We start from the raw sequence: 10364 nt of genomic DNA on the forward strand, positions 1-10364 counted from the left end.
CCCCAGCCTGACAACGTGAGTTGTGCAGGGTATGCACGGGTCGTAGAGGCGCATGACGGCCTCAGCGGCTTTAATGCTCAGACCCTTTGCCATCTCCTCCATAACCGGGATGTTGAACATCGTCGGGACGACTATCTTTGACTTCATGACTCTGCCTTCCTCTCCAAGTTCAACATAGTGGATGAGTGTTCCCCTCGGAGCCTCGTAGACACCAACTCCCCTCCCGGGTCCGAAGGTTACCTCCCTTGTCCTGAATGGCTCATCCATTTTGATCTCGTCGAGTATTTCGCCAAGCCTCTCCAAGGCAAGTTTTGTATCCTCTACTCTGGCAAGATGGAGGTCGTAGAGTGAGTTGCCTTTGAACTCGCGGTAGGTGCTCATCCTCGCCCTTGGTCCCGTCTCAACTTTGTCACCATCGTAGAAAGCTACGAGCGTCGTGGATTCCCTGGCCGTTTCCTCCCCTCTGAATTCGTAGTAGGGAATCGTCTTTACTTTCTCCCACTCGATGTTGTACCTGTCACCGTAGAAGAAACCGCTAGAGAGGTATTTGAAAGGCCTCTTGGTATCCCTCAGCTCTTGGGCAATCTCGGTTTGGATGTCCTCATCTGTTAGAAGCTCCTCGACCGTTTCCCACCTGTTCATCAGATCGTTGAACCTAGCTTTGAGGTTGTTGAAGACACTCCACTTGGGAACGGAGAGCATTCCTCCAATGGTGAGGTTCGGTGGGTGAGTTGCGGCGCCCCCAAGTTTCAGGAGGTAGTCACTAACCTTCGCGTGGAAGTCCATCAGGTTAAAGAGAACCTCGTTCCTCTTTTCGGGTCGTATCAGGTCTCCAGCAACCATCAGGAAGAGGAGGGCATGGCTCTGCATGCGGTTTATGAGGCCGAGAGCCTCTCTCATCAGCCTGCCGTTCCTTGGGGGTGTTACCCCTATGGCGTGTTCTATCGCCTCGCTCGCTGCTATTCCATGGGAGGCGTGGCAGAGACCGCATATCCTCATGACCGCCTCAACCGCGAAGAGGGGGTTCTTTCCAACGACCATCTTCTCGAAGCCCCTGACCGGGGCCGTGGCAATGAAGAGGGCATCCTGAACTGTCCCGTTATCCTCATACAGGATGAGCTTTGCCTCACCGGCTATCCTGCATACTTTATCAACGGTAACCTCGCCCAAACTACCACCTCCATCTTCACGCTCCATCATGAGGTTGGAGGAACACGATAAAAGCGTTTTTTGAACTAAAGGTTTAGAACTCCTGTTTAAAGGGAAGGAGGGAAATACAGTCCTATCTACACCCAAGCTCAAATAAAAAATTAGAACGACGGGTTTACCCGTTAGATGAGTTTCCCAACTCCCTCAAGTGACACCTTGGAGATCCTCTCCCTCGCAATCTTTTCAGCGGTTCTGCGCCTTATCTCCTCCTCGACTTCCTCCGGTTTTCCGAAGAATATCGCCTCAGCCGGGCACATCTCACTGCAGGCGGGGGGCATTCCCAGCTGTCTTCTGTCGGCGCACATGTCACACTTTGTCATGGCCTTGAGCTTTACATCGAAGGTGGGAACGCCAAAAGGACATACCGCCAAGCACATCATGCACCCTATACACTTGTTCGGGTTTATAATGACCGCACCATCGTGATCCCTAAAGATAGCACCCGCAGGGCAGACCTCTATACAGGGGGCCTTCTCACAGTGCCTGCAGGTGATGGGTATTGGAATGCCCGTTACGGTGTAGTAGACCCTTATGTTTGGCTTTCCGTGGTGTATGAACTCGCACACTCCCTGACAGGTTTCACAGCCTATACAGAGGCTGTAATCAACGTGAAGAACCTTCCTCATTCTTTCACCTCCATAAGCCAGTAATGAATGCTCTCAGCGGCGTATAGGCCGTCTTTTACTGCCTTTCCAACTTTTGACGGTCCGAGAACTACATCTCCGGCTGCGAAAACTCCCTCTCTGCTTGTCATGTGTCTGCTGTCAACGACTATGCGACCCTTCCTATCAAGTGCTATACCGGTTTCCTTTGAAAAGGGAGGCGTCGGCATCTGGCCAACGGCGCACACAACGTAGTCAACGTCAATCTGGAAGTTTGAGCCCTCTATTGGGACGGGTCTTCTCCTTCCCGTTTCATCGGGTTCGCTCAGCCTAGTCTTTACGAGTTCTATTGCCCTCACCCTTTCGTTCTCCCCGATTATCTTTACCGGCATGGTTCTCTCTAGCCACTTGACCCCCCTCTGCTGGAGGAGGTTTATCTCATAGGCCCCTGCTGGAGCCTCATGGATCGTTCTGCGATAGCTGAGGTAAACCTTTTCCGCCCCAAGGTTAACACTCTCCAGTGCTGCGTCGACGGCGGTGTGTCCTGCCCCTATCACTATGACCTTCTTCCCTTCAACGGGTGGAACTTTGCTCCAGTCCATGTATCCCAGCTTGGCGCTTTTGATTCTGAAGAGGTATTCCAAGGCTGGAAAGACCCCTTCAAGATCCGAGCCGGGTATCGTCGGCACGTAGGCGTTCCATGTCCCGGTCGCTATCAGAACAGCGTCGTAGTTCCTTACAATCTCCTCAAAGTCGATCTCCCTCTCGACGAACTCATCGCCGTTCTCCTTAGGGTTGCCAAAGCAGACCTTTGTCCGTGGAAAGTACTTCACTCCAAAGGCCTTCTCAAGCCTTTCGCATCCTTCCCTGACACGGTAGATGGGTATTCTGAACTCCGGGATCCCGAAGAGCATCAGTCCGCCGGGTTCCGGGAGCTTGTCGTAGACGTGAACCTCATGACCTTGGCAAACTAGGCAGCCTGCCGCGGCCAGGCCAGCGGGGCCGGCTCCTATTACTGCGACTTTCTTTCCGGTTGGCCTGGGTTTCTCCCTGCAGTGGAAGGCAAAGTTCATCCCACCCATACCCATCACCTCACGTACGCTTCATAACTCCATGCCACATCAAACATCCTCTTCCTCTTGCAGTCCTCACACAGGTATGCGAGAGTCTCATCGTTCCCGCTCTCCCTGAGCTTTGATGCGAGGTAGTCTGCCTCCTTCCGCGTAAGCGGGAGTCTCTTCCCACAGACCCTGCACTTTGCGTATTCAAACGTGAGCGTGAGTTTGGAGGGCTTTCCCTCCAGTGCGTTTGTGGGGCATACCTCGTTACACTCAAACCTGCACCCGGTGCATCTCTCAGGCTCAAATACTATCAGGCGTTCTCCATCGTTTGAAACCGTTATCGCGTTGTTAGGACAGGCTCCCGCACACAGCCCGCATCCGATGCAGGCTTCCACCCTCAGCATGGCTCTCATCCTCATACTTGGCAATCATGAATATATTAGTGCTTTAATGTCCCTTTATTGGCCAAATCCATTCCCTGTACATTTAAATCTTAATTTGGAGGTTAAAAAGCGTTTTTTGAACCGCTTTTGCTGAACCAAAGGTGTTCAACTAAGTGGGCGGTATCAAGAATTGCACTGAGGGGGTATTTACACTTTTCATGGGGGGCTTAAGTGACTTTGATGCTTAGGCACGTGGTATCTACACCTATCGCTTTCAACCTTGCCATGATGGAGGAGCACGTCAGGGTGATGGCGGAGAAGCACTGCAACGACGACCCCGAGAGGCTGAAGCTTTTAGCAGAGATGGTTGTTAGGGCTTACGACCCGTGCATCTCCTGTTCGGTGCACGTGGCGAGGCTCTAACCTCTCAACTTTTTAAAGTGAAAAAACCAACTAGATATGGTGAGGTCATGGCGAAAGTGACGATTCAGGTTGATGTTCCCGATGAATACGTCGATTCATTTAAGAAACACGTTGAGGAGATAGCTAGGTTCCTCCGCAACAAGGAGAGGTTGAAGGAGAACTTGGAGAAGGTTAGGGGGATTCTAAAGACGGACAAGTCCTGGGAAGAGCTCAAGGAGGAATACTATGAAGCACACGTTGGTAGACACCTCCGTCATAGTTGAATACCTAAAGGACAATCCAAGGGCCGTTGACCTGATGGCGGAGCTTTTAGACGAGGATAGCGTCCTCTTCATCAACCCTGCGGTTTTTAGTGAAGTCTTTTACGTGATGATGGGGCATTACTTCGGGAAAGCCCCCAGGACAATCAAAGGAAAACCCGAAAAACTGCCCGAGGGGCTCGATACCGTTTTCCAGATTCTCTCCGATTATGCCTTTGTGGAAATAACGAAGGAAACCACCGAAATTGCCAGAGACCTCATCCAGAAGTACGCCATGCTCCCGAACGATGCATTAATCCTTGCCACCTGCATGGAGCACGGCTTTTCCCTGGCGACTCTGGATGACGACTTTAAACTTCCCGCCGGGAAGGAGGGGGTTCCACTCATCGGGGTGAGAGCTTGAGAACCCTAATCCTCGCCCTCGGAAACGAGCTGATGAGGGACGATGGAGCTGGCCTCAAGGCCGGCAGAGTTCTCGCCGAGAAAGGCTACAACGTCCTTGAGGTCGGAACTGATATCTTCCTCTTGGCCAACCACTACAACGGCGAGGAGAGAGTTATTATCATCGACGCGATTTTGAGCGACAGGCTCAAACCGGGGGAGATAGTTCACCTTATGGGGGGAGAAGTCTTCGAGAGGCTGAAGGCTGAGATAAGGAGCGCCCACTTCATGGGGGCAATAGACGGCCTTAAGCTCCTCATGGCGCTTGATGAGAGGCTGGCGAAGGCCGAGATACACTTCATCGGCATCGTTGCGAAGGAGATAGATCTCGGCATGGAGCTGAGCGAGGAGGTTGAGAGGGCGATTCCAGAGGTCGTTGAGCTGGTTGAAGAAATAGTGAAGGGCTAGCGGGCCTCCAGGTACTCGTGAATTGCCTTTGCAGCTTTTCTTCCGTCGCCCATGGCAAGGATAACGGTTGCCTCTCCTCTTATCGCGTCACCGCCCGCGAAAACACCGGGAATGCTCGTCATCAGGTTCTCGTCCACAAGGATTCTCCCCCTCCCGTCAACCCTGAGGTTTCTGGCGTTCTGGTAGAAGGTCTTGTTCGGCCTCTGGCCGATGGCTATTATGGCACTGTCAAACTCCATCGTGAAGGTTTCCCCTGTCGGCACCGGCCTTCTCCTCCCGCTCTCATCGGCTTCGCCAAGTTTCATCTTCTCAAGCTCTATCGCCCTGAGGTTCCCGTTTTCGTCCCCGATGAAGCGTTTTGGCGAGACGAGGAATGCAAACTTAATCCCTTCCTCTTCCGCGTGCTTTATCTCCTCCTCCCTGGCAGTCATCTCGTCCTTGGTCCGGCGGTAGAGGATCCATACTTCCGCACCCAGCCTCAGAGCGGAACGGGCCGCGTCCATTGCCGTGTTGCCTCCTCCGATAACGGCCACCCTCTTGCCTATCTTCACGGGCGTGTCGTATTCTGGGAACCTGTAGGCCTTCATGAGGTTAACTCTCGTGAGGAACTCGTTCGCCGTGTAGATGCCGTTCAGGTTCACCCCGGGCCATGGGTAAACGCGAGGTGTTCCGGCGCCGGTTCCTATGAAGACCGCGTCGTACCCCTCAAGTATCTCCTCGCAGGTTATCGTCTTCCCCACGAGGACGTTGGTTTCCACCCTGATCCCGAGTTTCTCCAGCTTTTCTAGTTCTTTTCTCACGACCTCCTTCGGCAGTCTGAACTCCGGAATTCCGTAGATGAGAACTCCACCCGGCTCGTGGAGGGCCTCAAAAACTGTAACGTCGTAGCCGAGCTTTGCAAGCTCAGCGGCGCAGGTGAGTCCAGCGGGCCCGCTCCCGATAACGGCGACCCTTTTTCCGTTTCTCTTTATCCCTCCCGTTTTCTCGCGCAGGAGTTCCTCGTCTATCCCCCTCTCCCCGGCGTAGTCCGCCACAAACCTTTCGAGCTTGCCTATGTTTACTGGGTCTCCCACTTTTCCGACTACACATCTCATCTCGCACTGCTCCTCCTGCGGGGCGTCGAACTCTGGGCCGTCAACGCAGGCGAAGCGTATCTCCCCATCCACGGTGACGCGGCAGGCACCGCACATGCCCGTCCCGTCGACCATTATCGGGTTCAGGCTCGCGAGCGTCTTTATCCTCTTCCCCCTCGTCAGCTCTGCAACGGCTTTCATCATGACAACCGGCCCAACTGCGTGGACCATGTCGATCCTCCTTCCGCTCTCGATTAGCTCCTTAAGTGCATCCGTTGTGAAGCCCTTCATCCCGTAGCTTCCGTTGTTAGTGGCCACGATCACCTCGTCGCTCACCGAGTCCAGTTTATCCTCCCAGAAGACGAACTCCCTGCTCCTGAATCCGAGTATTGAAATCACCTCGTTCCCGGCCTTCTTCATGGCCCTAGCCACGGGATATATCTCGGCAACGCCGACTCCCCCACCGACCATAACGACGGTTCCAACCTTCTCGACGCGTGTGGGCTTTCCCAGCGGGCCCAGGATGTCGGAGATCGAATCGCCCCCACTGTACGTCCCGAGTTCGTGTGTGGTCTTCCCGACCTCCTGAACGACTAGGGTTATCGTCCCCTCTCCGAGATCTCTGTCCGCTATGGTGAGGGGTATCCTCTCGCCCTTTTCGTGGAGCCGTATCACAACGAACTGGCCCGGTTTTGCGTGCTCCGCGATTCTCGGCGCTTCGACCTCGAAGAGGTTTATCCCTCTGGCGAGGCTTTCCTTCCTTCTGATTCTAAACTCCCCTGATCACCGGAGATGCTGATTCTTAACAGTATAAAACGTATTTTACCACTCATGGTTTTGAACTAAACGTTTTAGAATAGCACCAGTTAGAGGCATACCCAAAGCTTTAAATACTCTCCCGAGAACGGGATGTGAGGCTCTTCTCGGAGTCTTTCGAGAGGGCCCCAAAGTTGGAAAGTTGGTGTTGGATATGTACGGAGACAGGTTTGGTGGATACGAAAGCGAAGCCCCCGTTAAGGTTGGGGAGAGGTATAAAGTCAGGATTGAGAGCCTTGGGAAGGGCGGTGACGGCATCGCCAAGATAAAGGGCTTCGTCATCTTCGTCCCGAACACTCAGGTCGGCGACGAGGTCGAAATCGTTATTAACTCGGTCAAGAGGAAGTTCGCATTCGCCTCGGTTATTGAGTGACTTCCCTTTCCTTCCCTTTCTTCATTCCACGTTTCTGAACCGTGTTGTTTTTAAGGGTACTTCTCGATGGTGTGCCGATGGCCAGGGTCTACGTCGAGAGCTACGGCTGCACGAGGAACAAGGCAGACGGCGAGATTATGGAAGCCATACTGCTTAGAGCAGGCTATGAGCTGGCCGAGAGCCCGGAAAAAGCGGACTACGTCGTGGTAAACACCTGCGCCGTCAAAGATCCTACCGAGCACAAGATGATTCGCAGGATAAGGGAGCTCCTTGATTCCGGAAAGAAGGTCATAGCGACTGGCTGTCTCGTCCACGTTAATCCTGGGGTAATAGATCTCCGCGTCTCCGGAATGCTGGGCGTTAAGAGCATAGACAGAATAGCAGAGGCAATAAGCGTGGCGGAGCGCGGTGGAAAGCTGGTGAGCGTCGAAGGCTGGCGCGAGAGGAATCCGGATAAGCTCGAACTCCCCCGCCTCTGGAAACCGGGGGTTGCCTTCGTCGTTCCGATAGGCGAGGGTTGTCTCAACGCCTGCACCTACTGCGCGACGCGCTTCGCTCGCGGTGTTCTCAAAAGCTATAAACCTGAATTAGTTCTTAGATGGGTGAAAGAAGCCCTGGCGAAGGGCTACAAGGAGATACAGCTCTCAAGCGAGGACACCGGTTGCTACGGCTTCGACATTGGAACTAACTTAGCTAAACTCCTCGATGAGATAACGGCCATAGAAGGTGACTTCCGCATAAGGGTCGGTATGATGAACCCGAACCACACAATAAAGATACTGGACGAGCTGATTGAGGCTTATCAGAGCGAAAAGGTCTACAAGTTCCTTCACCTTCCAGTACAGAGCGGGGACAACGAAATCCTGAGAAGGATGGGCCGGAACTACACGGTTGAGGAGTTCGAGGAAATCGTTAGGGAGTTCAGGAGGAAGGTTCCCGGGCTCAACCTCAACACCGACGTTATAGTCGGCTTTCCCGGCGAGACCGAGGAAGCCTTCCAGAGCACGGTGGAGCTCGTTAGGAGGATAAGGCCCGACAAGATAAACGTCTCCCGCTACAGCAGAAGGCCGGGCACGATAGCCTCCCGATGGAAGCAGTTGCCGGGCTGGCTCGTTAAGGAGCGCTCAAGAAAACTTCACAGGCTCCGCCTTGCCATAGCTTACGAGATAAACCAAGCCTACGTAGGCAAAAGGGTTGAGGTTCTCATCCACGGCCCCGGGAAGAAGGGTGGAATCGAGGGGAGGACTTTTAACTACAAGGAGATAATACTCGACTCCGGAGTTGCTGGTCAGTTTAGGGAGGCCGTCGTTGAGCGGGCCGGCTCGACGTATCTCAACGGCCATCTCCTTTAGGGATCTTCTAGGATATGGGCCGAGACCTTGTGAAATTCTCAAAGAGTTATGGAGATCTTCCAATATCAAAAACAGTGCCTTCAGAATCCTATAAGAAAACTATTTAAACCTCCGCACTGCTTATTCTCCAAGCAGATGCTGATTAGGGGGTTATAGAATGGTGGCAGTTAAAAGGAGCGTCGTCCCGCTGGCGCTCGCGCTGGTGCTGGCGATAGTCGGTGCAGCGCTGGCGGTTCCAACGTTTAACCTCCACATCCAGAACATAGGCGAGGGGGGGCCCCAGCAGATTACAGTTCCCGGCGGAGTCGCCAACGCAAACGTCAACTGGGTTCTTGACAGCAACCCGGACTACGTGAAGGGGGTAAAGGTGTCCTTTGACAAGAACCTTAACTCCGGAACAACAATATACGTCAAGGTTTACGACTCAAACGGAAATGTAATCGCCCAGGGTAGCCAGAATCTGAGCTCTGACCTCAGCGCGGGTAGCTCCATTGAGATAGACTTTAGCAGTAGCGTCGAAATTGGCAACATGGATCAAGTTGCGGTCGTTCTAGTTGGACCGCAGCAGTGAGGAGGCTGTGAATGGGGCTCAGGCACTTTGATTTTTTCTCACTTTTGAGTTACTTCCTTCTCCTCCTCGTAGTTGGCGTTGTTGTTCTCCACTTCGTCTTCGGCTTTCAGTATGTTGTCATCCTCACCGATTCAATGAAGCCCTCCATAAACCCGGGCGACCTCGTTATCACGAGACCCGTTGACCCTTCAGAGCTCCACGTTGGCGATGTTATACTCTACGAGATTCACATAGGTGGCAACACCTACAGGATAACCCACAGGATAGTGGAGATAAGGACCGATCCCTCCGGGAGGTACTACTTCATAACCAAGGGCGACAACAGAAGATATCCTGACCCCTGGAGCGTCTACCCGGGCCAGGTTCTCGGCAAGGTCGTCCTCGTCATTCACACAGTTGGCATTCTGTGGTACTACACGCCCATGATAGTTTTAGCTCTCCTCCTCTTCGTTATAGCCTCCCTCGCTTACGACCTGGCGCTTGAGCTTTTGAAAGAAAAACCACCCTTCCCCAAGTCGAGAAAGGCTCACCTCCCAGTCATAAGGAGGAAAAAGGTGAAGTTTTACCACCATAAGCTTTAAGCCCACTCGCCCTCAGGGATTGCTTCCTTCTTTGCCGGGATCATGCAGATGAACTCAAGGATCTCTCCCGTCGCTTTGTAGCCATGGGGCTCGTTGGGAGGTATATAGAGGAAGTTTCCGGCCTTCACGTGGTGCTCCTCCTTCCCATTGGTTATTATCCCCTCACCCTTGACGATGAATATCTCGTGCTCCCAGTCGTGCTGGTGTATCGGTATCTCGGAGCCCTTCTCCATTACGAAGTAGCGCATTGCGAAGTTCTTGGCTCCGAGCCTTGGAGAAACGAGCCAACGGATGGTCACTCCCTCAAACCCGGTATCCTTTTCCGGAACATCCTTGTAGTGGCCGACGAACATAGGCATCCCCACTTGAGTTCTCCCGGTTCTATTTAAACGTTGCACCAAGCTTTTAAAATGCTGGGACAACTAACTCAGGTGGTTAACTTGAAGAGGTTTGCACTGTTTATTATCCTGCTTGTGGTCTTTTCGGCTGGCTGTATCTCATCACCAGCCGGCACCGGAACAACGGGAACCTCCTCAACTTCGGCACCCCAGGAAAAGGTCTCCGGGATAAACTTCGGCAAATACCCTGCTGGTGCGGTCATAGGGAGCTGGAGCAAGATGTTCAACATGACCTTCTACACCAGCGAGGGCTACGAAGACCTTGTGAGGTACTACTTCCCCGATACGAAGGTTCTTCCTGCTTCCAAGTACCACGGAACGGGTATAGCCGTCCTCTCACCGGCAGAGGTCAGGAGAATGAAGCTCCTCTTTGGGAAGAGAGTTCAGGTGAGGGATATTGAACCATTCGGCTA

The 10364-nt window shown here is 53.2% G+C and carries 13 protein-coding genes and 2 pseudogenes; 9 read left to right on the plus strand and 6 right to left on the minus strand.

The window, feature by feature from the left end; all coding sequences use genetic code 11:
- The 4 genes from MVD07_RS01985 to MVD07_RS02000 all read right to left on the minus strand — a co-directional run.
- Nucleotides 1-1200: nickel-dependent hydrogenase large subunit (locus MVD07_RS01985; RefSeq protein WP_297497942.1), on the minus strand; the 1200-nt coding region annotated here is incomplete at its 3' end.
- Between the two features lie 131 nt (nucleotides 1201-1331).
- A complete protein-coding gene (locus tag MVD07_RS01990) occupies nucleotides 1332-1835 on the minus strand; it encodes a 4Fe-4S dicluster domain-containing protein (RefSeq protein WP_297497945.1) in 504 nt (167 codons plus the stop codon).
- Nucleotides 1832-2893, minus strand: a complete 1062-nt coding sequence (locus MVD07_RS01995) for an FAD-dependent oxidoreductase (protein ID WP_297497948.1) — start codon at nucleotides 2891-2893, stop codon at nucleotides 1832-1834. The genes MVD07_RS01990 and MVD07_RS01995 overlap by 4 nt, the downstream gene beginning before the upstream one ends.
- A 5-nt stretch (nucleotides 2894-2898) precedes the next feature.
- Entirely contained in the window at nucleotides 2899-3291 is a 393-nt protein-coding gene (locus MVD07_RS02000) for a 4Fe-4S dicluster domain-containing protein (protein WP_297497951.1), read from the minus strand.
- A 225-nt stretch (nucleotides 3292-3516) separates the two neighbouring features.
- On the opposite strand from MVD07_RS02000, the pseudogene MVD07_RS02005 reads away from it, so the two are divergent.
- The 4 genes and pseudogenes from MVD07_RS02005 to MVD07_RS02020 form a co-directional block, all read left to right on the plus strand.
- A pseudogene (locus MVD07_RS02005) lies at nucleotides 3517-3678 on the plus strand (Ni/Fe hydrogenase subunit alpha); the annotation flags it as partial.
- 47 nt (nucleotides 3679-3725) lie between these two features.
- Complete coding sequence (locus tag MVD07_RS02010; RefSeq protein WP_297497954.1) at nucleotides 3726-3941, plus strand: hypothetical protein; 216 nt, start codon at nucleotides 3726-3728, stop codon at nucleotides 3939-3941.
- Nucleotides 3904-4341: a type II toxin-antitoxin system VapC family toxin gene (locus MVD07_RS02015; protein ID WP_297497956.1), complete on the plus strand. Its 438-nt coding sequence runs from the start codon at nucleotides 3904-3906 to the stop codon at nucleotides 4339-4341. Before MVD07_RS02010 ends, MVD07_RS02015 begins: the two co-directional genes overlap by 38 nt.
- Nucleotides 4338-4787, plus strand: a complete 450-nt coding sequence (locus MVD07_RS02020) for a hydrogenase maturation protease (protein WP_297497959.1) — start codon at nucleotides 4338-4340, stop codon at nucleotides 4785-4787. Before MVD07_RS02015 ends, MVD07_RS02020 begins: the two co-directional genes overlap by 4 nt.
- Here MVD07_RS02020 and gltA read toward each other — a convergent pair.
- Nucleotides 4784-6628, minus strand: coding sequence for an NADPH-dependent glutamate synthase (gltA, locus tag MVD07_RS10920; protein WP_366078435.1), 1845 nt, complete (start codon nucleotides 6626-6628; stop codon nucleotides 4784-4786). The two genes, MVD07_RS02020 and gltA, sit on opposite strands and share 4 nt — an antisense overlap.
- A gap of 202 nt (nucleotides 6629-6830) precedes the next feature.
- Between gltA and MVD07_RS02035 the strand changes: the two genes are divergently transcribed.
- From MVD07_RS02035 to MVD07_RS02050, 4 genes are all read left to right on the plus strand, one after another.
- Nucleotides 6831-7049 (plus strand): TRAM domain-containing protein, encoded by a 219-nt coding sequence (locus tag MVD07_RS02035; protein ID WP_297497970.1) that lies wholly within the window; start codon nucleotides 6831-6833, stop codon nucleotides 7047-7049.
- Nucleotides 7050-7126: 77 nt separating this feature from the next.
- On the plus strand, nucleotides 7127-8401 hold the full coding sequence (locus MVD07_RS02040) for a tRNA (N(6)-L-threonylcarbamoyladenosine(37)-C(2))-methylthiotransferase (RefSeq protein ID WP_297497962.1): 1275 nt from the start codon (nucleotides 7127-7129) through the stop codon (nucleotides 8399-8401).
- A gap of 157 nt (nucleotides 8402-8558) precedes the next feature.
- Nucleotides 8559-8972 (plus strand): hypothetical protein, encoded by a 414-nt coding sequence (locus tag MVD07_RS02045; protein WP_297497965.1) that lies wholly within the window; start codon nucleotides 8559-8561, stop codon nucleotides 8970-8972.
- Nucleotides 8973-8983: 11 nt separating this feature from the next.
- Nucleotides 8984-9553, plus strand: a complete 570-nt coding sequence (locus tag MVD07_RS02050; protein ID WP_297497967.1) for a signal peptidase I — start codon at nucleotides 8984-8986, stop codon at nucleotides 9551-9553.
- Here MVD07_RS02050 and MVD07_RS02055 read toward each other — a convergent pair.
- Nucleotides 9550-9906 (minus strand): cupin domain-containing protein, encoded by a 357-nt coding sequence (locus MVD07_RS02055; protein ID WP_297497972.1) that lies wholly within the window; start codon nucleotides 9904-9906, stop codon nucleotides 9550-9552. The genes MVD07_RS02050 and MVD07_RS02055 overlap by 4 nt on opposite strands.
- A gap of 78 nt (nucleotides 9907-9984) precedes the next feature.
- Between MVD07_RS02055 and MVD07_RS02060 the strand changes: the two are divergent.
- Nucleotides 9985-10364: pseudogene (locus MVD07_RS02060) on the plus strand (phosphoesterase); the annotation flags it as partial.

This window comes from Thermococcus sp., from assembly GCF_027008145.1.
Classification (GTDB): Archaea; Methanobacteriota_B; Thermococci; order Thermococcales; family Thermococcaceae; genus Thermococcus.